Origin of the sequence: Variovorax boronicumulans (assembly GCF_030812215.1) — a bacterium.
GTDB lineage: Bacteria > Pseudomonadota > Gammaproteobacteria > Burkholderiales > Burkholderiaceae_C > Variovorax > Variovorax boronicumulans_C.
The window spans coordinates 1-24671 of record NZ_JAUSSG010000018.1 but is presented as its reverse complement, the minus strand read 5'-3'; the positions used below and the strand labels follow the sequence as shown (position 1 = coordinate 24671).

The window sequence follows — 24671 nt, the reverse complement described above, 5'->3', positions numbered from 1 at the left end:
ACCTCCGATTGTAGAAAAGGAGGCTTGCCCTGCCGTCCGTCAGTGCTTTGACGAGCCCTCTACGAAGGCCAGCACCGCTTCGATCATCCGCCGCACATGCGGCTGCACGCCCGCCGCCACCGCCGGCAGGTAGTCGAAGGGCAGCGTCTCCTGCATGTAGCTCGACTGCGTCATCTCCAGTTGCACCGCATGCACGCCGCCGGCCGGGTTGCCGTACTGGCGCGTGATGTGGCCGCCCTTGAAGCGGCCGTTGAGCACGCCGGTGTAGCCCGCGGCCGACTTGGCGATATCCAGCAGCGTGGCGGCCAGCGCCGGATCGCAGCTCGTGCCGTTGCCGGTGCCCAGGTTCAGGTCGGGCAGCTTGCCTTCGAAGAAGCGCGGCAGCACCGAGCGGATCGAGTGCGCGTCCCACAGCGCGATGGTGCCGTGCACGGCCTTCAGGCGGTCGAGCTCGGCCTGCAGCTGGCGGTGGTACGGCACCCAGATCGCATCGCGGCGTTCGGCGATTTCCTCGTCGCCCGGCACATCGGCGGCGTTCGCGTAGACCGGCGTGTCGTCGAACGTGTCGACCGGGCACAGGCCCGTCACGCTCTGGCCCGGGTAGAGGCTCGCGCCATCCGGCGGACGGTTCAGGTCGATCACGTAGCGCGAATGCGTGGCCACGAGCACCGAGGCGCCGAGTTCATCGGCGAAGTCGTAGAGTTGTTCGAGGTGCCAGTCGGTGTCGGGCACATGGCGCGCCTCGTCGGTGAGGCGAGCGGCCAGCGCGGGGGGCACGTGAGTGCCGACGTGCGGCATCGAGATCAGCAGCGGGCGCGTGCCCTGGCGGAAGCGGAACGCCGGTTCGGCGGTGGAGAAGGCCATGGATTCAATCCTTGAGAAGTTGGGTGCGCGCAGCCACGAAGGCAGACGCGGATTCGCTGTGCAGCGCGTGGTGTCCCGCCGAGACGCGCTCGCGGCCAGCCACCCAGACCGCATCGATCGCGCAGGTGCGATGGCTCGCGAAGACGTGCGCCGACAGCATGTCGGGCGCCGACAGGCCCTGCAGCGCGACGTGCGCCGCATCGAGCACGACGAAGTCGGCCTGCTGCCCCGCGGCGAGCCCTCCGACCGCGCGGCCGGAGGCCTGCGCCCCGCCCTGCACGGCCTCGAGCGTGAGCGCGGTCGCGACATGCGGCTGCGCCGCGCTCGCGCCGACGTTGCGTTGGCGTTTGGCGAAGCGCTGGCTGTATTCGAGCATCAGCAGTTCTTCCGCCGCATTGACGCTGGCGTGGCTGTCGGAGCCTACGCCCCATGCGCCACCATGGCTGCGCCACTTGGAGAAATCGAAGATGCCGTCGCCGAGGTTCGCCTCGGTCGTCGGGCACAGGCCCGCGACCGCTCCGCTCCTGGCGGCGTACTCGTATTCGGCGTCGTTCATGTGCGTCGCGTGCACGAGGCACCAGCGCGCATCGACCGGCGCGTGGTCGAGCAGCCACTCGACGGGGCGCAGGCCGCTCCACGCCACGCAGTCGTCGACTTCCTTCGTCTGCTCGGCGATGTGGATGTGGATCGGCGCGGTGCGGTCGATGGCTTCGAGCCCCGCGACCCCATCGCGCAATGCCTCGGGCGGCACGGCGCGCAGCGAGTGCGGCGCCATACCGAGGCGCGCGCCTTGCGCATCGCACGCGGGCTTGAGCGCTTCCAGCAGGCGCAGCATCGATTCGGTCGAGCGCACGAAGCGGCGCTGGCCTTCGCTGGGCGGCTGGTCGCCGAAGCCGCTGGTCTGATAGAGCACCGGCAGCAGCGTGAAGCCGATGCCGGTCTTCTCCGCGGCGCGCAGCAGCGCGAGGCTCAGCGTCGCATCGTCGGCATAGGGGCGGCCGTCGGCGTCGTGATGCACGTACTGGAATTCGCAGACGCTCGTGTAGCCGGCTTCCAGCATCTCGGCGTAGAGCCAGGTCGCAATCGCTTCCATGTGCTGCGGGCCGAGGCGCGCGGCAAAGCGGTACATCAGCGTACGCCAGCTCCAGAAGCTGTCGTGCTGCTCGGCGCGGTGCTCGGTGAGGCCCGCGAACGCGCGCTGGAAGGCATGCGAGTGCAGGTTGGGCATGCCGGGGATCACGGGGCCGGCCGCCACTTGCGCACCAGCCGGGGATTGCGCGGCGGATTGGACGTGCGTCAGCTGGCCGGCGTCGTTCCATGTCAACAGGACATTCTTCGCCCAGCCCGCGGGCAGCAGCGCATCGGCTGCGAAAAGCGTACGCGTCGTCGTCATGCCGCGTTCTCCACCGCAATGCGGCCTTGGCGCACCGCGGTGCGCAGCGGACGTTGACCGAACCAGTACGCGAGCTCGGCCGCATCGCGCACCTTCCACAGCACGAAGTTGGCGGGCATGCCTTCGGCGATTGCGCCGTGCGTGGCCTCGAGGCCCAGCGCGCGCGCCGCATGCAGCGTGACGCCGGCCAGCGCTTCGGGCACCGTCAGACGGAACAGCGTGCAGGCCATGTTCACCATCAGCAGCAGGCTCAGCGTCGGCGAGGTGCCGGGGTTGTGGTCGGTCGATACGGCCATCGGCACGCCCGCGGCGCGCAATGCCTCGATGGGCGGCAGGTGCGTGTCGCGCAGCGTGTAGTAGGCGCCGGGCAGCAGCACGGCCACGGTGCCCGACTGGCGCATGGCCTCGATGCCCTCGGCCGACAGGTGCTCGATGTGGTCGCACGACAGCGCGCCGTAGCGCGCGGCCAATGCTGCGCCGCCCATGTCCGACAGTTGCTCGGCATGCAGCTTGACCGGCAGGCCCAGCGCCTTCGCCGCCTGGAAGACCTGCTCGGTTTCGGCGAGCGAGAAGGCGATGCGCTCGCAGAACACGTCGACCGCATCGACCAGCCCTTCGGCTGCGAGCGCGGGCAGCATCTCGCGGCACACGAGGTCGATGTAGTCGCCGCTGCGGTTCGCGTATTCGGGCGGCAGCGCATGCGCGCCAAGGAAGGTGGTGCGCACGGTGACGCCATACGCTTCGCCGAGCCGGCGAGCCACGCGCAACTGCTTGCGCTCATGTTCCAGCGACAGGCCGTAGCCCGACTTGATCTCGATGGCGCAGACGCCATCGGCCAGCAGCTGCTCGAGGCGCGGCGCGGCCTGCGCGAAGAGCGTGTCTTCGTCGGCCTCGCGCGTGGCGCGCACCGACGACACGATGCCGCCGCCAGCCTTGGCCACTTCTTCGTACGTGGCGCCCGCGAGCCGCATCGCAAACTCGTTGGCACGCTGGCCGCCGTAGACGAGGTGCGTGTGGCAATCGACGAGGCCGGGCGTGACGAGCGCATTGCCGCCGTCATGCACGGCAAGCCCCGCGAACTCGGCCGGCAGCGCGCTGCGTGCGCCGACCCAGCGGATCGCGCCTTGCGCGACCACGATGGCGGCTTCGGTGCCGGCATCGGTTGCAAGGCGCAGGCCGGTCCAGAGGCCGTCGGCCGATGGGTATGTATTGGCGGATTTCATCGTCTGGTTCTCTTTTTGCAGGTTACGCCGGCACGATGCGAACCGCCACCAGCCGCGCGTCTTCGCTCTCTGGTGCCGCTTGCCACGCCAGCGGCGCGTCGGCCCAATGCAGGCCCTCGCCGTCGGTGCATTGCTCGCCGTTCAGGCGCCATGCGCCGCGCAAGGCGAGCAGCACGCCGTGCGGTGCCGCCTCGATGGCCGTTGCGTGATCCAGCACCTGCACATCGGCGCGCCATTGGCCGTGCCGCGTCATCACGTTGAAATCGTTCGATGCGCCGCCGAGCAGCGTGCAATCGATCGCGTCGTCGCCGCTGAATGCGAATGGCCGGTGCGGCACGTCGAGCCGGTGTTCGATGCGCCCGTCGTGCGTGAAGAGGCGCACGCCGTCGCCTTCGAGCAGCATGATGCTGCGGTCGATGCCCGCGAACGCCGAGAACGGCCCGGCCGCCGCGATGGTCGCGATGCTCACGCGCCAGCCGAAGCTGTCGAGCCCCGCGCCCTGCGGCCAGCTTGCGATTTCCTGCGTGGTGCCGCCGCCGTTCTTCCACGGCATGGCGGGCAGCGTGGAACGGGAAAAACGAAACACGCTCATCGCATCAGCCCGCCTTGCCGCAGCTTCTGCTCGAAGTGCCGCAGGATCAAGGTCATCGTGCCGGTCAGCACGAAGTACACGAGCGCGATGGCCAGGTACACCTCCAGGGAGCGGTACGACACGCTGATGATCTTCTGCCCTTCATGCATCACGTCGTGGATGGTCAGCAGCGACACCAGCGCCGAATTCTTGATGAGCGCGATGAATTCGTTGCCCAGCGGCGGAATCATCCGCACCACCGCCTGCGGCAGCACGATCTGGCGCATCGCCACGCCGGGCGTCATGCCGAGCGACTGCGCGGCCATCGTCTGGCCCTTGTCGATCGACTGGATCGCGCCGCGCACGATCTCCGAGACGTACGCGCCCGAGTACACGCCGAGCCCCAGCACGCCGCACAGGAACGCGGGCAGCAGGATGCCGAAATGCGGCAGGCCGAAGAACAGGATGAACAGCTGCACCAGGAGCGGCGTGCCGCGAATGGCCGCCACGTAGGCGGTGCAGATGCCGTAGAGCCAACGCCGCTTCGGGTTCAGCCGACCGATGCCCACGACGAGGCCGAGCACGCAGCCCAGCGCGAGCGCGCAGGCGGTGATCTCCACCGTGACGAGCGCACCGCGCAGCAGGTCGGGCCAGCCTTGCCAGACCGGCGAGAAATCGAAGTCCATATCAGTCCTTTTGGCGGCCGAGCGCCGGGCCGCCCCAAGCGGGCCGCGCCTCCCCCTCAGGGGGGGGAGTTACACGCGCGCAGCGCGTGAAAAGCCGGGGGGCCAACATCACTTGGTGGCGGCGCTGAACCACTTCTTCACGATCTGGTCGTAAGTGCCGTCCGCCTTCAGCTTCTCGATGGCGCCGTTCACCGCCTTGGTGAGCTCCGGCGTGTCCTTGCGGATCGCCATGCCGTACTCCTCGGTGGTGATCTGCTCGGGCAGCACCTTCAGGCCGCCGCGCGTGCGCACGTACTGGTAGGCCGCGGGCTTGCCGGTGACGGCGGCGTCGGCACGGCCGATGTCCACGAGGTTGAACATCTCCTGGTTCTTCTCCACTTCCATCAGCTGCACCTGCGGGTACTTTTCCTTCGTGAAGGCGACCGACTTGGTGCCCACCTGCACGCTGACCTTCTTGCCGTTGATGTCAGCCGGCACCTTGATCGCCGTGTTGCCGTCCTTCACCATCACCACGAGGCCGCCCGCGTAGTACGGCACGGTGAAGTCGACCACCTTCTTGCGCTCGTCGGTGATGTAGATGGCCGAGACGGCCATGTCGAAGCGCTTGGAGATCAGGCCCGGCACGAGCCCCTTGAAGTCGATGTCGATCCACTCGATCTTGCGGCCCAGCGTCTTGCCGATGGCCTCGACCAGTTCCACGTCGAAGCCGGTGCGCTTGCCGTTTTCCACGAACTCCATCGGCGGGAAGGTGGCGTCGGTGGCGACGCGCAGCGGCTCGCCCTGGGCTTGCGCGGCGCCGGCAAAACCGAAGAGAGCGAGGCCGGAGAGTGCGACGGCAACGAGGGTGCGGCGGGTGTTCATGGTGAAAAGCTTTCGTGGGTTTGAAAAAAGTGAGAACGACCGGCTACTGGAGCGCACGCGAGATGCGCGCCGCCGTGACGACGGTCATGTGGAGCAACGCAGCTTCCATGCCCTGGACGCGCGTGATCGGCGCCATGAGCGTGATCGCGCCACGAAGGCGCCGGCCCGAAGACAGCACCGGTGCGCTCGCGCCCCAGACGCCGGCATCGACCTCGCCCTGCGTCACGGCATGACCGGCCTCGCGGATCGCATCGAGTTCGGCGGCGCGTTCGGCGCGGCGCCCGGCGCTCTCGCCGAGACCGTCGAGCAAGGCATCGCGCTGGTCGAGCGGCATGTGCGCGAGCAGGCACTTGGCGCTCGCGCCGTCGCTGGCCGGCACGCTGCGGCCCCGGTCGAACGAGCAGCGCAGCGAATGTTCGCTGTCGATCATCTCCAGGCACACCACGCGGTCGTTCACCGCGGTGACCAGCGCCACGCTCTCGTGGCTCTGCTGCACCAGCGCGCGCATGTCGGCGCGGGCGGCCATGACGAGGTCGGAGTTGCCGTCGAAACCGCTCGCGAGCTGCACGCTCACGGGGCCGGGCGAGTAGCGCCCGTCGGACTCCATCACGAAGCCCCAGCGGCGCAGCGTGGCGATCTGGCGGTACAGCGTGCTCTTGACGAGGCCGGTGGCCTGCACCAGCTCGGCTGCCGTCATCGCGACCTTGCTCTGCGCCAGCACCGACAGCACGAACAGTGCGCGGTCGTTGTGGGCGGGAGCGTCGGTCGGGGGCGTCATCGCAAGCAGTATCTTGCTGGCCGTTCTCACTTCCAAGCCCAAATTCCCACCGGGTGGGAATCGGCCGGATTTTTACTTCTACCTTTGTCTTACCGGCTTGCGTGCGACGAACGGCCGGCTCAGCGCACCATCGGCAGCTTCAGGCCCTGCTTCTTCGCGGTCGCGACGGCAATGTCGTAGCCCGCATCCGCATGGCGCATGACGCCGGTCGCCGGGTCGTTCCAGAGCACACGCTCGATGCGCTTGGCGGCCGCGTCGGTGCCGTCGCACACGATCACCACGCCCGAGTGCTGCGAGTAGCCCATGCCCACGCCGCCGCCGTGGTGCAGGCTGACCCAGGTGGCGCCGCCCGCGGTGTTGAGCAGCGCGTTGAGCAGCGGCCAGTCGCTCACCGCATCGGTGCCGTCCTTCATGGCCTCGGTCTCGCGGTTCGGGCTGGCGACCGAGCCGGTGTCCAGATGGTCACGGCCGATGACGATGGGCGCCTTCAGCTCGCCGTTCTTCACCATCTCGTTGAAGGCCAGGCCGGCGATGTGGCGCTCGCCCAGGCCCAGCCAGCAGATGCGCGCGGGCAGGCCCTGGAAGGCGATGCGCTCGCGCGCCATGTCGAGCCAGCGATGCGTGTGGGTGTTCTCGGGGAACAGTTCCTTGATCTTGGCGTCGGTCTTGTAGATGTCTTCCGGGTCGCCCGAGAGCGCGACCCAGCGGAACGGGCCCTTGCCTTCGCAGAAGAGCGGACGGATGTAGGCGGGCACGAAGCCGGGGAAGTCGAAGGCGTTCTTCACGCCTTCGTCGAACGCGACCTGGCGGATGTTGTTGCCGTAGTCGACGGTCGGGATGCCCATGGCCTGGAAGTCGAGCATGGCCTGGACGTGCACGGCGCACGACTTGGCTGCGGCCTTCTTGAGCGCGTCGTGCTGCGAGGCGTCCTTCATCGCGGCCTGCCATTGCGGCACGGTCCAGCCCGACGGCAGGTAGCCGTTGATCAGGTCGTGCGCGGAGGTCTGGTCGGTCACGAGGTCGGGCTTGAGGCAGCCCGCTTTCGCGCGCTTCACCAGTTCAGGGAGGATGTCGGCCGCATTGCCGAGCAGCGCGATCGACACGGCTTCCTTCGCTTCCGTGTGTTGCTTGATCAGCTCGAAGGCATGGTCGATGTCGCGCGCCTGTTTGTCCACGTAGCGCGTGCGGAGGCGAAAGTCGATGCTCGACTGCTGGCACTCGATGTTGAGCGACACCGCACCGGCCAGCGTGGCCGCGAGCGGCTGCGCGCCGCCCATGCCGCCGAGGCCCGCCGTCAGGATCCACTTGCCCGCGAGGCTGTTGTTGTAGTGCTGGCGGCCGGCTTCGACAAAGGTCTCGAAGGTGCCCTGCACGATGCCCTGGCTGCCGATGTAGATCCAGCTGCCGGCAGTCATCTGTCCGTACATGAAGAGGCCCTGGCGGTCGAGCTCGTTGAAGTGCTCCCAGTTGGCCCACTTCGGCACGAGGTTCGAATTGGCGAGCAACACACGCGGCGCGTTCTCGTGCGTCTTGAACACGCCGACCGGCTTGCCCGACTGGATGAGCAGCGTCTCGTCGTCGTTCAACTCTTTGAGCGACGCGAGGATCTGGTCGTAGCAGGCCCAGTTGCGCGCGGCGCGGCCGATGCCGCCGTACACCACGAGGTCTTGCGGGCGCTCGGCCACCTCGGCGTCGAGGTTGTTCTGCAGCATGCGGTAAGGCGCCTCGGTGAGCCAGCTCTTGCAGTTGAGCTCGCTGCCGCGCGGGGCGCGGATCACGCGCGTCGGGTCATGGCGCGGGTCGGCCGCATCGGGGTTGTTGAGGGCGAATTTTTCGGGAGCGTTCATGGCGTGGTTCTCCTATCTGTCGATCTATCGGATGAAGTCTTACGAGTGACTGGGCAGGATGTTCAGCAGCGCGGCCGGCAACTCGGCCTTCAGCGCCCACAGGCGCATGGCTTCGATGTCGGGGGCGAGGTAGCGGTCGCGTTCGAGGAAGGCGACCTTCTGGCGGATGGTGGCGAATTCCGCTTCGACCAGCGGCGAACTCTTGAGCTTGCGCTTGAGCTCGATGCCTTGTGCGGCGGCCATGGCTTCGATGCCGACGACCACCGCGGTGTTGTTGACCATGTCGCCCAGGCGGCGCGCGGCGAAGGTGGCCATCGAGACGTGGTCTTCCTGATTGGCCGAGGTGGGCAGGCTGTCGACGCTCGCGGGGTGTGCGAGCGACTTGTTCTCGGAGGCGAGTGCGGCGGCCGTGACCTGCGCGATCATGAAGCCGGAATTGAGGCCGCCATCGCGCACCAGGAACGGCGGCAGGCCCGAGAGGCCGCTGTCGAGCAGCAAGGCCAGGCGGCGCTCGGAGATGGCACCGACTTCGCTCACCGCCAGCGCAATGATGTCGGCCGCGAAGGCGACGGGCTCGGCGTGGAAGTTGCCGCCCGAGATCACTTCGCCGGTGTCGCAGAACACGAGCGGGTTGTCCGATGCGGCGTTGGCTTCGATGACCAGCACGCGCGATGCATGCGCGAGGTTGTCGAGGCAAGCACCCATCACCTGCGGAATGCAGCGCACCGAGTACGGGTCCTGCACACGGCCGCAGTCGGCGTGCGAGGGGACGATCTCGCTGCCTTCGAGCAGCGTGCGCACCGCGCCTGCGACGGCGATCTGGCCGGGCTGGCCGCGTGCGGCGTGGATGCGCGCGTCGAAGGGCTTGATCGAGCCTTGAATCGCTTCGAGCGACAGCGCGCCCGACATCAGCGCGGCGGCGAACACGTCTTCCGCACCGAACAGGCCGGCGAGCGCCAGCGCGGTCGACACCTGCGTGCCGTTGAGCAGCGCCAGGCCTTCCTTCGGGCCGAGCACGAAGGGTTCGAGGCCGATGCTGCGCATCGCTTCGGCGCCGCTGACCTTCTTGCCGTCGGCCAGCGTCGCCTCGCCTTCGCCGATCAGCACGCAGGCCATGTGCGCGAGCGGGGCGAGGTCGCCCGACGCGCCGACCGAACCCTTGCAGGGAATGCTGGGCGTCACGCCCGCGTTGAACAGCGCCAGCAGCGCATCGACCAGTGCGGGTCGCACACCCGAGTGGCCGCGCGCAAGGCTCACCGCCTTGGTTGCGAGGATCATGCGCACGACCGGCGCGGCCAGCGGCTCGCCGGTGCCCACGCTGTGCGAGAGCACGAGGTTGCGCTGCAGCTCGGCCAGGTGATCGTTGCCGATGCGCGTGCTCGCGAGCTTGCCGAAGCCGGTGTTGATGCCGTAGACGACCTGGTCGTTCTCGACGATGTGGCGCACGGCCGCCTCGGCTTGGGCCATCCCGCCCTGCACCGACGGATCGAGCACGAGCTGCACGCCGCCGGCCTGGATGCGTCGCAGCATCGCAAGGCCGACCTTGCCGGGCGTGAGAGTCAAAGTGGCATTGGATGAAGCGGTGTTGTTGCTTGGCATGTGAACCTGTCTATACAAGTAGTTGCGAGAGATAACGATCGGTCTGTGCGACAAGAAAAAAAGCTAGCCGAAGCTGGGGTTGCCGTCGGCTTTGAAGCGGCTGCCCAGGCTGTAGCGCGACGCGGGATGCAGGCAGCGCACCCAGGTCACGGGCGTGTTGCGCGTCCAGGTACGGCGCGTGAGCAGCAGGCAGGGGTCGGTCACTTCCATCGCGAGCCGCTCGGCCTGTTCGGCGTTGGGCAGCACGGCATCGACGACGTGTTCGATCTGGTCGAAGGGCACGTTGCGCACCAGGTACTCGCTGGGCGGCATGGCGCTGAAGTCTTGCTCCAGATACTCGGGCACGACCTGCGGATTGACGTAGCGCTCCTCCAGCTGCACCGGCGTGTCGTTCTCCAGGTGCAGGCAGGCGCTGTGGAATACCGAATCGCCCGCGCGCAGGTCGAGCCATGCGGCCACGTCGGGCGAGGCGGCGATGCGCTCGACCGCGAGCATTTCGCAGCGGTAGTCGTGGCCACGCTGGCGGATTTCGCTCGCGATGTTGGCGATCTGCAGCAGCGTCGATTGCGGCTTGTTTTCCGCCACGAAGCTGCCGACGCCGGCCACGCGCACGATGCGGCCCTGCTCCACCAGTTCGCGCAGCGCGCGGTTCACCGTCATGCGCGCCATGCCGAACTGCGCGACCAGCTCATGCTCCGACGGCAGGCGGTGGCCGGGCGGCCAAGTGCCGTCCTGGATCTTGCGGGAGATGTGATCCTTGACTTGCGCGTAGAGCGCGAGGGTCGGCAGGTCGCGTTTCATCGTGCTTTCAATGCTCCGCGGCGGCCATCGACTCGGCGCGGATCTCTTCCGTCAGCCGCGCCTTGATGTCCATGAACTCCGGCGAGGTCTTGATCGTGTAGCTGCGCGGATGCGGAAAGTCCACCGCGATCTCGGTCTTGATGCGCCCTGGCCGCGCGCTGAACACCGCCACGCGGTTGGCCATGAAGATCGCCTCGTCGATGTCGTGCGTGACGAAGAGCACCGTCTTCTGCGCCGATTCCCAGATCCCGAGCAAGAGCTCCTGCATCAGCACGCGGGTCTGGTTGTCGAGCGCGCCGAAAGGCTCGTCGAGCAGCAGCATCTTGGGGTCGTTGGCGAGCGCGCGGGCAATGGCCGTGCGCTGCTGCATGCCGCCCGAGAGCTGCTTCGGAAAGTGATGCTCGAAGCCGCGCAGGCCCACCTTGGCGATGAAGAACTCGCTGCGTTCCTTCTGGTCGGCCTCGCTCATGCCGCGCTCGCGCAGGCCGAAGCGGATGTTCTGCGCCACCGTGAGCCATGGGAACAGCGTGTAGCTCTGGAAAACCACGCCGCGGTCGGCACCCGGGCCTTCGATGCGCTCGCCATCGAGCAGCACCTGGCCGGTGGTCGGGAAATCGAGCCCGGCCACGATGCGCAGCAGCGTCGACTTGCCGCAGCCCGAAGGGCCGAGGATGGTGACGAAGTCGTTCTCCTTCACCTCGAAGTCGATGGGCAGGAGCGCCTGTGTGCGCTGGCCCTTGGTGCCGGTGAAGACGCGCGAGACGCCCTGGATGGAGAGTTGGTTCTGCGTCGTCATCAAAGTGCGGCCCATGCGAAGAGGCGGCGGTTCAGCGCCTTGAAAGCGAAGTCGGACAGGAGGCCGATGACGCCGATCACGATGATCCCGAAGATGATCTGCCCGGTGTTCAGCAGCGCCTGGCTGTCGGTGATCATGTGGCCGATGCCCGAGGACGAGCCGATCAGCTCGGCCACGATCACGTAGGTCCATGCCCAGCCGAGCACGAGGCGCAGCGTCTCGGCGATGCCCGGCGCGGCGCCCGGAATGAGCACCCGCGCGACGATGCCGCGGCTGTTGGCGCCCAGCGTGTAGGCCGCTTCGACGAGGTCGCGCCGCGCGCCGCCCACGGTGACGGCCACCATCAGCACGATCTGGAAGAACGAGCCGATGAAGATCACGAGCAGCTTCTGCATTTCGCCCAGGCCCGCCCACAGGATGAGCAGCGGAATGAACGCCGACGCCGGCAGGTAGCGGCAGAACGAGACGAAGGGCTCGAAGAAGGCTTCGACCGTCTTCCACGTACCCATCGCGATGCCCAGCGGTACCGCGAACACGGCCGCCAGCAGGAAGCCGCCGAACACGCGCCACACGGTCATGCCGATGTCGCCGATGAAGCCGTACTCGGTGAAGAGCAGCCAGCCTTCCTTGACCATGGTCGGCGGGCTCGCGAGGAAAGTCGGCGAGACGAAGCCGCCGAGCGTGGCGAGCGACCACGCGAGCACGAACACGACGAAGAAACCGAGCCCCAGCAGCACGCGCGCGCGGGCGCTGATCGGCTCGAGCGGCGCGAACGCACGGCGCCGCACGGGTGGCACGACGGGCTGGGAGGAAACGGCGCTTGCCGATGCCGCGCGGGGCGGCACCTGCTGCGGCAGCGCCTTACTTGACGTAGCTTGCATCGAAGGTGACTGCGTAGTCTTCGGGCGCCTTGCGGATCACGCCGGCTTCCAGGAGGATCGCTGCGGCTTCCTTCATGAAGGTGGTGAGCTCGCCCGCGAAGAACTTCTGGTTGGCGGCCTTGTCCTGCCAGCGCAGGTACGCCGACGACTTGGCGAACTGCTCGCCGCTCTGCTTGACGGCCGAGCCCATGAGCTCGTTCGACTTGGCCGGGTCGGCCTTGATCATGTCCAGCGCGTCGAAGTACGACTTGGTGAGCGCGGCGGCGGCCTTGGGGTTGGCCTTGAGCCAGGTGGGGGCGCAGCCGACGGTGTCCATCACCATCGGGTAGTCGAGCGTGGTCGCGAGGATCTTGCCGGCCGCCGGATTGGCGCGCACGGTCGAGAGGTACGGCTCGTAGGTCATGGCGGCGTCGTTCTGGCCGGCCACGAAGGCCTGGGCGGCGGGCTGCGGCTCGAGAGAGACAGTCTTCACGTCCTTCAGGCTCATGCCGTTCTTGTTGAGCATCCAGGCCAGGCCGAAGTACGGCGCGGTGCCGGGAGCACTCACGCCGATGGTCTTGCCCTTGAGGTCGGCGAAGGTCTTCACGTCGTTGCGCACCGCGATGCCGTCGGCGCCGTAGGACTTGTCCATCTGGAAGATCTGCACGATCGGCACGCCGTTGGCGTTCCAGGCGACGTGCGTTTCCACGGTGGTGGCCGCGCACTGGATCGCGCCGGAGGCCAGGGCCAGGTGGCGGTCCTTCTGCGGGATCATCTTCAGTTCGACGTCCAGGCCGTTCTTCTTGAAGATGCCGGCCTTGTCGGCCAGCGAGAGCGGCGCGAAGCCGGTCCAGCCGGACATGCCGAGCGAAATCTTCGTGTCCTGGGCGGCGGCCGTTCCGGCCATGCCCGCTGCACATGCACCTGCTGCCAGCAGCGAAGCGACTTTCACAACTACCGTCTTGACCATGGGTACTCCTGGTTCCGTTTTCTAGAAATGGCTCGGCGGTGCGCCCGGGTCTGGGTCGCGCTCGCCTCGCATTGTTGCCAAGCGCCCCAACTTGTATATACAGGATAACCCGAGAGGGCTGTTTCGGTGCATTTCTTCAGGAAGATGCACCAGATTGCTGTCTAGACAAGAAAGGCGGCGGGACGGGGATCACCATTGCAAAGCTCATGCCACAGTCATAACTGGGTGGCTGGGGGACAATCGACCACCCTCCCCCGCCCGTTCCCCTTTCATCCCTCTCGACGTCCGCCTCCGCCGCCGTGTCCTCCCTCGCACCCCACCCCCTCGACGCCCCCGGCAGCAGCACCTCGCCGGCCGAAATCCTCCACGAAGTCTTCGGCTATTCGCAGTTCCGCGGCGCCCAGCAAGACATCGTGGATCACGTGGTGGGCGGCGGCGATGCGCTGGTGCTGATGCCGACCGGCGGCGGCAAGTCGCTGTGCTACCAGATCCCGGCCATCGCCCGGCAGCGCGCGGGGCGCGGCGTCGCGGTGGTGGTGTCGCCGCTGATCGCGTTGATGCACGACCAGGTCGGCGCGCTGCACGAGGCGGGGGTGAGTGCGGCGTTCCTCAATTCCACGCTCGACTGGGAACAGACGCAGGACGTGGAGCGCCGCATGCTGCGCGGCGAGATCACGCTGCTCTACGCGGCGCCCGAACGCGTCAACACGCCGCGCTTCCTGTCGCAGCTCGATTCCTTGAAGGAGCGCGGCAAGCTCTCGCTGTTCGCGATCGACGAGGCGCATTGCGTGAGCCAGTGGGGCCACGACTTCCGACCCGAATACCGCGCACTCACCGTGCTGCACGAGCGCTACGCGGGCGTGCCGCGCATCGCGCTCACCGCCACGGCCGATGCGCTCACGCGCGCCGACATCGTCGAGCGGCTACAGCTGGAAGAAGCGCGCCAGTTCGTCTCCAGCTTCGACCGGCCGAACATCCGCTACACCATCGTCGAGAAAAAGGACGCGACCACGCAGCTGCTGCGCTTTATCGAGCGCGAGCACGAGGGCGATGCGGGCGTGGTCTATTGCCAGTCGCGCAAGCGCGTGGAAGACCTCGCGACGACGCTGCAGGGCGCGGGCATCAACGCGCTGCCCTACCACGCAGGCCTCGACGCTGCGGTGCGCCAGAAGCACCAGGACCGGTTCCTGCGCGAGGAAGGCATCGTGATGGTCGCGACCATCGCCTTCGGCATGGGCATCGACAAGCCCGACGTGCGCTTCGTCGGCCACCTGGACATGCCCAAGAACATCGAGGGCTACTACCAGGAAACCGGCCGCGCCGGCCGCGACGGCGCACCCGCCGACGCCTGGATGACCTACGGCCTGAACGACGTGGTGAACCAGCGCCGCATGATCGACGAGAGCCCGGCCGGCGAAGAGTTCAAGCAGGTGATGCGCGGCAAGCTCGATGCGCTGCTCTCGCTGGCCGAGGCGAGCGACTGCCGGCGCGTGCGCCTCTTGGGTTACTTCGGCGAGAAGAGCACGCCCTGCGGCAACTGCGACAACTGCCTGAACCCGCCGCAGGTGTGGGACGGCACCGATGCCGCGCGCAAGCTGCTGAGCACCATCTACCGGGTGCAGCAGCTGAGCGGCATCAGCTTCGGCGCAGGGCACATCATGGACATCCTGCGCGGCAAGGAGACCGAGAAGGTCAAGCAGTTCGGGCACGAGCGCATCAGCACCTTCGGGCTGGGCGCGGAGTTCAGCGAAGTGCAGTTGCGCGGCGTGCTGCGCCAGCTGATCGCCACGGGCGCACTGGCGGTCGATGCGGAGGCCTTCAACACGCTCAAGCTCACCGAGGGATCGCGTGCGGTACTCAAGGGCGAGGCGAACGTGACGCTGCGCGAATCCATTTCGTCACCGGCAGAGCGCAAGCCCCGTCGCGAGAAGGTCGCCAAGGGCGCGCCGTCGCCGGCCGCCGCCAAGCTCGACGACATCGGCAAGAAGCGCTTCGAGGCGCTCAAGGCCTGGCGCGCGGAGGTGGCGAAGGAGCACAACCTGCCGGCCTACGTGATCTTTCACGACGCCACGCTGGCGTCGATTGCCGAGCGAGCGCCCGCAACGCTCGAGGACCTGCAGGGCATCAGCGGCATCGGCACCAAGAAGCTCGAGGCTTATGGTGCCGAAGTGCTGCGCGTGTGCTCGGCGTTCTAGCCAGCCGGGCACTCCGGCTTCACATCAATTCGCCGGCGGCAGCGTGATCGGCACGGGCCGCGTCAGCAAATCGACGAAGAGCTCGAAGAAGCGCGCGTTGTCGAAGCGCTGCACCACCGTCATCTTCTGCAGCGTCGGGCCCGCGGGCTGCGAGGCGTAGCCGATAGAGCGGCCGTTGTCCGCGGCGCCCGGCTTGGCCACCACGTCGACGTAACGCTCCACCGTCTTGGTCGCGTAGGTTGGATCGATCAGGTAGGCGAGCGTGAGGGTGTCCCAGATGTTCTGGGTGTAGTCGGGGTTGTTCTCGAAGCCGTTCGTGCCGCTGAAGCCGTAGCCGTTGAGCTTGCGGAACACTTCCGTCACCGCGGTCGGCTTGGCCGGATGGGCGATGCGGTCGTAGATGGGCTTGGTGAGGAACACGGTGTCGGTCACGTCCAGCGGCACCACCACCTGCGGGATCGGCAGGCGCACCACGAACTGCGCGGCATCGGGATCGAACCACCAGTTGAACTCGGCAGCCTTGGTGGTGTTGCCCGGCACATCGATGGCACCGCCCATGTAGACGATCTTCTTGATCAGCGGAATGATGTCGGGGCTCTTCTTCGCCGCGAGAGCGATGTTGGTGAGCGGGCCGATGGCCAGGATGGTGATCTCGTTCGGATTGGCCCGCACCGTGTCGATGATGAAGTCGACCGCGCTCTTGCGCTGCGCCAGCGTGCGCTTGGCAAAGCCGTCGGGCGAGGGCTTCAGGTCGGCGTCGCTCTTGGGCTCGGGGCCGCCCCAGGCGCCGAGGTAGCCGTCGCCGCCCGCGCCCGCGGCCATTTCGGCCTCGACGTCGGCAAAGGTGTGGTTGAGCGCATAGTTTTCGCCCACGTACACGCCGATGCGGTCTCCCACGCCGAGCCGCTCGACCGACATCAGCGCGTCGGCCACGCCCTGCTTGAGCCACTGGTTGCCCGAGACCACGCTGATGCCCATGACCTGGACCTTGCCCTGGGCCTGCAGCTGCGCGGCCATGACGCCGAGCTGCCCGTCGTCGCTCATGGTGTTGTAGTCGCTGTCGATGATGATCTTCTGCGCGGGTGGCGGCGTTGCGCCGAAGCCCGGCGCGAGCCCGAAGCCGCCATTGCCGTCGCCGCCTCCGCCACAGCCCGCCACCACGGTCACGACCACGAGGGCGAGCACCGCCCCCAACCATTTGCGCATGTTCCGCATCCTGCTTCTCCTAAGTGTTTGGTTTTCAGTCGAGGGAACTGAAATACAAACGTTTGCGCAAAGCTTTGCGCAAACGTTTGCCAAACTCTAAGTGCCAAGGCCGACACATGGCAAGCGCCTGCACTAGGTGTTTTCCGCGAGGCCGCGAGACGCGGCCTCGGTCGCCGGTCGCCGGTCGCCGGTCGATGCTGTTGTTGTCAGCCCGCGTTGGGCGGGGGATCGATCAGGCGGTTCTCACGCAATGGGGAGCGGTTGAGAAGGGCAGGTTGCTCTTCCGCCGGTGCGATCTCGGCCTTGTCCAGGCCGATGCCCGGCACCGCCTTGGACGACGCCGCCGGCGCCGGGCACGAACCGGAGCTGCGCAGCGTGAGCGCCGCAGCCAGCCGCGCCTCGGCAGGGTCGCCGAGCTGGTGGCCGAAATCGTCGGCCACGGTGCAATTGGCATTGGGCGCAAAGCCATCGCCGTAGTCGCCGAAGCCCGCCTGGTTCACGCCCTTGAACTGGATCGCGAAGTAGGTGGTGCCGCAGTTGTCCTGCGGATAGAAGCCATAGGGCTTGCCGCAGGTGGTGCCGCCCACCAGGTTGACCGTGACACCGATGCCCCGCAGGCTGTTGATCACCGATTCGCTGGCCGAGCAGGTGTCGGGACTGGTGAGCACGGTGACGCGCGAGAGACCGAGCGTGGGCAGCGGCTGGTTGGTGCGGCTGGTGCCGATGAACGGGGTCAGGGTCTGCGCGAGCGTGAGGCGGAACGGGTTCTTGTCGTTGAAGGTCAGCAGCTCGAAGGTCTTGCCGGCCGTCTGGCTGGGCCCGGCCACCATGTAGGCCAGCCTGCTCGCGATATTGAGCTGGCCGCCACCGTTGTAGCGCATGTCGAGCACCAGGTCCTGGATGCCATCGCCCTTGAGCTTGTTCACCGCAGCGATGAGCTGCGCCTCGGAGGTGGTGATGTGGTCGTTGAAGAGCAAATACCCGACACGGCTGCCCGCGTCGTCGATGAACTTGACGTTCTGCACCGGCGTGCGCGTCACCTGGGCGGCCGTGAGGTTGATGGTTCGCGTCGCGCTGCCTTCCTGCAGCTTGAAGGTGTGCTGCTCGCCGGCCGCCTGCGGCGAGATGCCGCGGTTGATGACCGCCGTGTTGGTGCTGTTGAGCACGTCGACGCCGTCGATCTCGAGAATCCTCGCGCCGCGTGCGATGCCAGCGGCCGCGGCGGGCGAGCTGGAATGCGGCTCGACGAAGGCCACGCGCAGGTCGCGGTTCGGGCGGGAGCTGCGCACAAACGCGAACTCGATCCCGTAGCCCGGCGAAACGCCGGCGTTCGACAGCTGGCGGTAGGCCTCGGTGTCATAGGTGTAGTGAAAGCGGTCTTTCGCGCGGCCCGAGGGCGAGGTGGTCGCCGGCGTCTTGAGCACGTTGAAGAACGCGACGGGCGTCGCGTAATCGGCGGCGACCAGGCTGGTCGGCACTTCGTTGTACCAAAGGTAGGTCTCGTCGATCCAGCTGCGGACCCAGCTTTTCTCGTTGTCGACCGTGCCGGCGGTGTCGGGATAGACGGTGCCGGTTTCAGGGTTGATGCCACGGCGCGGCGCGGCGCACTGGCCCGCGACCTCCGACGATGGAACAAGGCCGCCGCCGCCACCACCGCCATTGGTGGGTGGATTGCCGCCCGGCGGCGGTACGCCGATCGGAAAACCGCCGCCGCCTCCTCCCCCGCCCCCACCACCGCCGCAACCCGCCAGCAGGGCGGCCACCGCCAGTGCGGCAGCAACGGCCCATGCGCCGGGGCGCGGCAGCTGCCGCAGGTCTGTGTTGCGAAAGCCCATGGATTTCCTCCTCGTGCCCACGACGGCGGACACGCCCGCTTGTTGATCTTTACTGGACGAAGCCCATGCCGCGCGATTCGCGGACTTCGGGCTTGATGCGGTGCTCGGCCTCCAGCTGGTCGAGAAACTCCGCCGCCGAGAACTCGACCGCGAGGATATCGGTCTGGCGTTTCACCGCCGCGAAATCCCCCGGGCACAGCTGTGCCAATTGCGCGAGCCGCGTTTTCACTTCGCCGGTCAGGAGCGCCGCATCGCCCGCCAGCGCCTCGGTGATGAACATGCGCTCGCGCTGCACGGCCGTGAGCGGCTTGAACTTGATCTTGAAAGTGAAGCGCCGCAGCGCCGCCTGGTCGAGCCGGTCGAGCAGGTTGGTGGTGCAGACGAACACGCCGTTGAAGCGCTCCATGCCCTGCAGCATCTCGTTGACCTCGGTGACCTCGTAGGTGCGCTGCGCGCCGCGCCGGTCCTGCAGGAAGGAGTCGGCCTCGTCCAGCAGCAGCACGGCTTTTTCGGCCTCGGCTTCCTTGAACATGGCGGCCATGTTCTGCTCGGTCTCGCCGACGTACTTGCTCATGAGGTCGCTGGCCTGCTTGATGATGAGCGGCCGGCCCACGGCCCGCGCGATGTGCTCGGCCAGCGCGGTCTTGCCGGTGCCCGGGGCACCGTAGAAGCACAGCGTGCCGTGGCCGCGCGCCTTGAGCGCCTCGACGATGCGCGGGATTTCGAAGCGGGTCTCGACATTGAGCATGTCGAGGTCGTAGGTGGTGACGTTGCGGCGCTCGCCGCGGCCGGTGTCGAGCGTGCCCAGCGCGAGATCGGCGTTGCGCAACTGCCGCTCGATGAGGCCTTCCATCGAGGCATCGTCGGTCTTCGCGAGCCCGGCAAAGCGCACCGCGGTGCGGATCTGCGCGGGCGTGAGGCCCTTGCGCTCGGCGAGCTTGGCGGTGAACGCCTCGGACACCACCACGCCTTCGAGCGTCTTCTTCACGAGCTGCTCGCGCGCGCCGGGCGGCGGCGACTTGAGTTCGAGGTGGTAGGCGAAGCGGCGGCGAAACGCCGGGTCGATCTGCTCGATGCGGTTGGTGACCCACAGCGTCGGCACGGGGTTGGCTTCGAGGATCTGGTTGACCCAGGCCTTGCCGCTCACGCTGCCGCTGGTGGGCGCCGGAATCTGCTCGGCGCGCGCCATGAACTGCGCGGCCTCGGTGCTGATCGGCGGGAACACGTCCTCGACCTCGTCGAACAGCAACGCGGCCTGCGCGCTGCCCTTGAGGAACACCTGCGCGATCTGCAGCGAGCGGTAGCGGTCGCGGCCGCTCAATGAATTGCCGTCGCGGTCGGCGTATTCGACTTCGAAGAGCTCGAGCCCTGCAGCCTGTGCGACCACTTTCGCGAGCTCGGTCTTGCCGGTGCCGGGCGGACCGTAGAGCAGCACGTTGACGCCGGGCTCCTTGCGCGCGACCGCGGCGCGCAGCAGCGTGACGAGCATCTGCGCGTCTTCTTCGACGAAGGAGAAATCGTGCGGCGTGAGCGCGCTCTTGGCCGAGGGCCGCGTGAACACCGCCATCAATTCGTTGTGGTCGCGGTACTCGCGCATCAGCACCGGCGGCAGCTTCTCGCTGACCTTCATGAGATCGGCGAGGTCGGTGATGTTGTGTTCGGAGATCAGGTTCTCCACGAGGCCGATGCGCTCGAGCCGCGAGCCCGCGCGCAATGCCTCGCCCACCTCGCTGGCGTTCACGCCCGCGATGTCGGCGATGGCGGCGTAGGCCTCGGGCGCGTTGTTGACCTTGAACTCGACCAGCAGCGAGCGCAGGTCGCGTTGATAACGTGCGAGCGTTCCGTAGAGCAGCAGCGCGCGCTCGGCCTTGTTGAGCTGCAGCAGGCCCGCGAGCGCATCGATGTTCTTCTCGACCAGTGTCGATTGCTTGCGTAAAGCATGCGTGAGCCAGTCGCGCGTGACGGCGAGCACCGAGAGCAGGTCCTTGGGCTGGTCCTTCGCGTATTCGTCGAGGTAGAAGAAGAGCGTGCCTTCTTCATACGGGCCGCGCCACACGCCATGGCGCTCGAGCAGCGTGCGGCCATCGAAATTCTCGACGCCCTTCCACGCTTCGTTGCCCGCGCAGCGCCGGCCGAGGAACTCGCGCAATCGCTGCAACACCGCGGCGGGCCATACGAGATGGCGGCCCGTGAGCGAAAGCAATCCGTTGATATCTCGCCGCACATTGAAGCGCGGCCCCTGCTTGGCTGCGAGCGTGAGCACGAAGTGCGAGCACATGAGCTCGAGCACCGGTGCTTCCTTGAGGCCAGGCGAAGGCAATGCCTGCCCGCGTACCGCAGCAGCCACTACATCGACACCCGCACGCTTGACCATCAGGAAACCTCCAATGAGGAAATTCGTGGAGAGACCATAACGCAGACTTTTGGCTTCGGGAAGACGCCGAAAGGGTAAAAACCCTGATCCGGCGATTCCAGCCACAATGCGCGCCATGGTCGGAATCGAAGAAATCCGGCGCGCCGCGGTGCGCCTCCAGGGTCAGGTGCTCAATACGCCCTGTGTCGAATCGCGCACGCTCTCCGAAATCGTCGGCGCGCAGGTGTTCCTGAAATTCGAGAACCTGCAGTTCACATCCTCCTTCAAGGAGCGGGGTGCGTGCAACAAGCTGGTCGATCTTTCGGAAGCCGGTACGCGCGGCGTCATCGCCATGTCGGCCGGCAACCACGCACAGGGTGTGGCCTATCACGCGCAGCGGCTCGGCCTCCAGGCGCTGATCGTGATGCCGCGCTTCACGCCCGGCGTGAAGATAGAGCGCACCCGTGGCTTCGGCGCCGAGGTGGTGCTGCACGGCGACACGCTCGATGCGGCCCGCGCCCATGCCCTGGAGCTTGCCGAGCGCGAAGGACTGGCCTTCGTGCATCCCTACGACGACGAAGCCATCATTGCGGGCCAAGGCACGGTCGCACTCGAGATGCTCGATGCGGTGCCCGACCTCGACACGCTGGTCGTGGCGGTCGGCGGCGGCGGGCTGATCGCCGGCATGGCGGTCGCGGCACGCGATCGCAAGCCCGGCATCGAGATCGTCGGCGTGCAGACCACGCGCTTCCCGGGCATGGTCAACGCCATCAAGGGCACGCACCATGTGCAGGGCAAGAGCACCATCGCCGAAGGCATCGCGGTCGGGACGCCCGGCGTTCTGACGCAAGAAATCATCGCCGGCAAGGTCGACGACCTCGTGCTGGTGGACGAAGGCGATATCGAGCAGGGCGTGCTGATGCTGCTCGAGATCGAAAAGACCCTTGTGGAAGGTGCGGGTGCTGCCGGCCTTGCGGCACTGATCCGACATCCGGAGCGCTTCAAGGGCAAGCGCGTGGGCCTCGTGCTTTCGGGCGGAAACATCGATCCGCTGCTGCTCGCGGCCATCATCGAACGCGGCATGGTCAGGGCCGGACGGCTGGCGCGGGTGCGGGTGAGCGCGCGCGATGTGCCGGGCTCGCTGGCCGAGATCACGGCCACTGTCGCCGAAGCGGGCGCTAACGTCGACGAGGTTCACCACCAGCGCGCCTTCACCATGCTCGCGGCCCAGAACGTCGATATCGAGCTGGTCCTGCAGACCCGCGGACGGGCCCATCTGGCCAGCGTGCTCACGGCATTGAAGGACGCGGGTTTCGAGGCCGAAGAGCAACATTGAGAGATGGGTGCAAGGGGCTCGCAACCCCCTAGACCGCTCTGCAGGACCCCACCGGTAAAATGCCCGCAGTTTTGTCATTTGTGTATTCGAGGTACTTCCCGATGTCCAACCCCACTCCCGTTGAGCCCGGCCACGCCGCCGCCGTCGAAAAAGACGCCGTCGAATCGGTCGTTCACCTGATGCCGCTCGTGCTCCCGCTCGCTGGCGGCGTGCTGATGCTTCTGCTGGCATCCATCGCTGTCTACTTGGCCTGACAGCCTCTTGGGCTGTCGTCCGCGGGCGGTGCGGCCCGCGCTGACGCAATCTCCCTTCGCGAAACGTTTTCTCAAACGGACCTCCGTGCCCATGCCGGCTCGGCGTCCCGTTCGGAAAGACGATTTTTCAACTTAGGAGATTTCCGATGAACGCACCCACGATGAAGGGCCTCACCATTCAGGCGCCCTCATACGTCAAGAACGCGAAACTGATTGCCTGGGTGGCCGACATGGCCGCACTGTGCAAACCCGAAGCCATTTATTGGTGCGACGGCAGCAAGGAAGAGTACGACCGCCTCTGCCAGCAACTGGTCGATGCGGGCACTTTCAAGAAGCTCAATCCCGCCAAGCGCCCCAATTCGTTCCTCGCGGTGTCCGACCCGACCGACGTTGCGCGTGTCGAAGACCGTACCTTCATCTGCTCCAACGAAAAAGACAGCGCCGGCCCCACCAACAACTGGATGGCCCCGGCCGAGATGCGTGCGACGCTGCAGCCGCTTTTCGACGGCTGCATGAAGGGCCGCACGATGTACGTGGTGCCGTTCAGCATGGGTCCGCTGGGCTCGCCGATCGCGCACATCGGCATCGAACTTTCCGACTCGCCCTACGTGGCGGTCAACATGCGCATCATGACCCGCATGGGCAAGGCGGTCTACGAGGTGCTGGGCGCCGATGGCGAGTTCGTGCCGTGTGTGCACACCGTGGGCGCGCCGCTCGAAGCCGGACAAAAGGACGTGTCCTGGCCCTGCAACAAGGCCAAGTACATCGTTCACTATCCCGAGACGCGTGAGATCTGGAGCTACGGCTCGGGCTACGGCGGCAACGCGCTTTTGGGCAAGAAGTGCTTCGCACTGCGCATCGCCTCGAACATGGGCCGCGACGAAGGCTGGCTGGCCGAGCACATGCTCATCCTTGGCGTAACGAACCCCGAAGGCAAGAAGTACCACGTGGCCGCCGCCTTCCCGAGCGCCTGCGGCAAGACGAATTTCTCGATGCTGGTGCCGCCTGCCGGCTTCGAAGGCTGGAAGGTCACCACCATCGGCGACGACATCGCCTGGATCAAGCCCGGCAAGGACGGCCGCCTGTATGCGATCAACCCTGAAGCGGGTTACTTCGGCGTGGCGCCCGGCACCAACATGCTGACCAACCCGAACTGCATGGACAGCCTGAACAGCGACGTGATCTTCACGAACGTTGCGCTGACCGACGACGGCGATGTCTGGTGGGAAGGCATGGAGCAGGACACCAAGACCCTGCCCGCGCACCTGACCGACTGGCAGGGCAAGGACTGGACGCCGCAGATCGCCAAGGAAACCGGCGCGAAGGCGGCGCATCCGAACTCGCGCTTTACCGTGGCTGCGACCAATAACCCGGCACTCGACGACGCCTGGGACGATCCGAAGGGCGTGGCGATCGACGCATTCATCTTCGGCGGTCGCCGCTCGACGACCGTGCCGCTGGTGACCGAGGCCCGCAACTGGGTCGAAGGCGTCTACATGGCCGCGACGATGGGCTCCGAAACGACGGCAGCCGCCGGCGGCCAGCAAGGCGTGGTGCGCCGCGATCCGTTCGCGATGTTGCCATTCGCCGGCTACAACATGGCGGACTACTTCCAGCATTGGCTCAACGTCGGGAAGAAGCTCGAGGCCTCGGGTGCGAAGCTGCCGAAGATCTACACGACCAACTGGTTCCGCAAGGGCGCCGATGGCAAGTTCGTCTGGCCTGGCTATGGCGAGAACATGCGTGTTCTGAAGTGGATGATCGATCGTGTCGAAGGCAAGAAGACCGAAGGCATCGAGCACATCACTGGCGTGAGCCCGCGTTATGAAGATCTGAACTGGACAGGGCTGGAATTCAGCGCCGAGCAATTCGCGACTGTGACCAGCATTGACAAGGCAGCCTGGCAGGCAGAGTTGAAGCTACATGCGGAGTTGTTCCAGCAGCTGTCGCACCACTTGCCGAAGGAATTGCCGGAAACCAAGGCTGCTATTGAGCAACGCTTGGCTGCCTGATCTTCAGCGGTCGGCTACTCTTAAATAAATAACGAAAGCCCGGTGGAGCAATCCATCGGGCTTTTTTCTTGGTCGCTTGCTTCATCCAAATATCAATTGCTTGCTGACTTGGTGTCGCAATTGAAATCGGTCGTTCAATGCAAAAAACCCCAGTCATAGCTGACTGGGGTTTTCTGGGCTGTAAGAGCCTGACGATGACCTACTTTCACACGGGAACCCGCACTATCATCG

20 protein-coding genes are annotated in these 24671 nt (G+C 66.7%); 4 read left to right on the top strand and 16 right to left on the bottom strand.

What is annotated here, in order from left to right; all coding sequences use genetic code 11:
* Nucleotides 1-39 precede the first annotated feature (39 nt).
* The 13 genes from hutG to J2W23_RS30680 form a co-directional block, all read right to left on the bottom strand.
* A complete protein-coding gene (gene hutG / locus J2W23_RS30740) occupies nt 40-864 on the bottom strand; it encodes an N-formylglutamate deformylase (RefSeq protein WP_307651419.1) in 825 nt (274 codons plus the stop codon).
* 4 nt (nt 865-868) lie between these two features.
* Nucleotides 869-2257: a formimidoylglutamate deiminase gene (locus tag J2W23_RS30735; protein WP_307651418.1), complete on the bottom strand. Its 1389-nt coding sequence runs from the start codon at nt 2255-2257 to the stop codon at nt 869-871.
* On the bottom strand, nt 2254-3480 hold the full coding sequence (hutI, locus tag J2W23_RS30730) for an imidazolonepropionase (RefSeq protein WP_307651417.1): 1227 nt from the start codon (nt 3478-3480) through the stop codon (nt 2254-2256). The genes J2W23_RS30735 and hutI overlap by 4 nt, the downstream gene beginning before the upstream one ends.
* 22 nt (nt 3481-3502) lie before the next feature.
* Nucleotides 3503-4072, bottom strand: coding sequence for a HutD/Ves family protein (locus tag J2W23_RS30725; protein WP_307651416.1), 570 nt, complete (start codon nt 4070-4072; stop codon nt 3503-3505).
* Entirely contained in the window at nt 4069-4737 is a 669-nt protein-coding gene (locus J2W23_RS30720; protein WP_307651415.1) for an amino acid ABC transporter permease, read from the bottom strand. Before J2W23_RS30720 ends, J2W23_RS30725 begins: the two co-directional genes overlap by 4 nt.
* Before the next feature lie 108 nt (nt 4738-4845).
* Complete coding sequence (locus tag J2W23_RS30715; protein WP_307651414.1) at nt 4846-5598, bottom strand: transporter substrate-binding domain-containing protein; 753 nt, start codon at nt 5596-5598, stop codon at nt 4846-4848.
* A 43-nt stretch (nt 5599-5641) separates the two neighbouring features.
* Entirely contained in the window at nt 5642-6376 is a 735-nt protein-coding gene (locus J2W23_RS30710) for an IclR family transcriptional regulator (protein WP_176662015.1), read from the bottom strand.
* A 119-nt stretch (nt 6377-6495) separates the two neighbouring features.
* Nucleotides 6496-8223, bottom strand: a complete 1728-nt coding sequence (gene hutU, locus J2W23_RS30705; RefSeq protein ID WP_307651413.1) for a urocanate hydratase — start codon at nt 8221-8223, stop codon at nt 6496-6498.
* A 39-nt stretch (nt 8224-8262) separates the two neighbouring features.
* Nucleotides 8263-9822: a histidine ammonia-lyase gene (gene hutH / locus J2W23_RS30700; RefSeq protein ID WP_307651412.1), complete on the bottom strand. Its 1560-nt coding sequence runs from the start codon at nt 9820-9822 to the stop codon at nt 8263-8265.
* Between the two features lie 63 nt (nt 9823-9885).
* On the bottom strand, nt 9886-10623 hold the full coding sequence (hutC, locus tag J2W23_RS30695; RefSeq protein ID WP_176662012.1) for a histidine utilization repressor: 738 nt from the start codon (nt 10621-10623) through the stop codon (nt 9886-9888).
* Nucleotides 10624-10630: 7 nt separating this feature from the next.
* Nucleotides 10631-11419, bottom strand: coding sequence for an ABC transporter ATP-binding protein (locus J2W23_RS30690; RefSeq protein WP_373424007.1), 789 nt, complete (start codon nt 11417-11419; stop codon nt 10631-10633).
* Nucleotides 11419-12300, bottom strand: coding sequence for an ABC transporter permease (locus J2W23_RS30685; RefSeq protein ID WP_176662011.1), 882 nt, complete (start codon nt 12298-12300; stop codon nt 11419-11421). Before J2W23_RS30685 ends, J2W23_RS30690 begins: the two co-directional genes overlap by 1 nt.
* Nucleotides 12281-13249, bottom strand: a complete 969-nt coding sequence (locus J2W23_RS30680; RefSeq protein ID WP_307651410.1) for an ABC transporter substrate-binding protein — start codon at nt 13247-13249, stop codon at nt 12281-12283. The genes J2W23_RS30685 and J2W23_RS30680 overlap by 20 nt, the downstream gene beginning before the upstream one ends.
* A 299-nt stretch (nt 13250-13548) precedes the next feature.
* Between J2W23_RS30680 and recQ the strand changes: the two genes are divergently transcribed.
* Nucleotides 13549-15444: a DNA helicase RecQ gene (gene recQ, locus J2W23_RS30675; RefSeq protein ID WP_307651409.1), complete on the top strand. Its 1896-nt coding sequence runs from the start codon at nt 13549-13551 to the stop codon at nt 15442-15444.
* A 24-nt stretch (nt 15445-15468) separates the two neighbouring features.
* Here recQ and J2W23_RS30670 read toward each other — a convergent pair whose 3' ends face one another.
* From J2W23_RS30670 to J2W23_RS30660, 3 genes are all read right to left on the bottom strand, one after another.
* Nucleotides 15469-16659 carry a nucleoside hydrolase gene (locus tag J2W23_RS30670; RefSeq protein ID WP_307651408.1) on the bottom strand — a complete coding sequence of 397 codons (1191 nt, stop codon included), beginning with the start codon at nt 16657-16659 and terminating at the stop codon, nt 15469-15471.
* 197 nt (nt 16660-16856) lie between these two features.
* Complete coding sequence (locus tag J2W23_RS30665; RefSeq protein WP_307651407.1) at nt 16857-18485, bottom strand: S41 family peptidase; 1629 nt, start codon at nt 18483-18485, stop codon at nt 16857-16859.
* Between the two features lie 49 nt (nt 18486-18534).
* Nucleotides 18535-20859: an ATP-binding protein gene (locus J2W23_RS30660; protein ID WP_176662006.1), complete on the bottom strand. Its 2325-nt coding sequence runs from the start codon at nt 20857-20859 to the stop codon at nt 18535-18537.
* Between the two features lie 115 nt (nt 20860-20974).
* On the opposite strand from J2W23_RS30660, the gene J2W23_RS30655 reads away from it, so the two are divergent.
* From J2W23_RS30655 to J2W23_RS30645, 3 genes are all read left to right on the top strand, one after another.
* The gene (locus tag J2W23_RS30655) at nt 20975-22174 is read left to right on the top strand and encodes a threonine ammonia-lyase (RefSeq protein WP_307651406.1); all 1200 of its coding nucleotides are present in this window, start codon (nt 20975-20977) and stop codon (nt 22172-22174) included.
* A gap of 101 nt (nt 22175-22275) precedes the next feature.
* Nucleotides 22276-22428, top strand: coding sequence for a hypothetical protein (locus J2W23_RS30650; RefSeq protein WP_176662004.1), 153 nt, complete (start codon nt 22276-22278; stop codon nt 22426-22428).
* 146 nt (nt 22429-22574) lie between these two features.
* Nucleotides 22575-24440: a phosphoenolpyruvate carboxykinase (GTP) gene (locus tag J2W23_RS30645; RefSeq protein WP_307651405.1), complete on the top strand. Its 1866-nt coding sequence runs from the start codon at nt 22575-22577 to the stop codon at nt 24438-24440.
* Nucleotides 24441-24671: the final 231 nt, after the last annotated feature.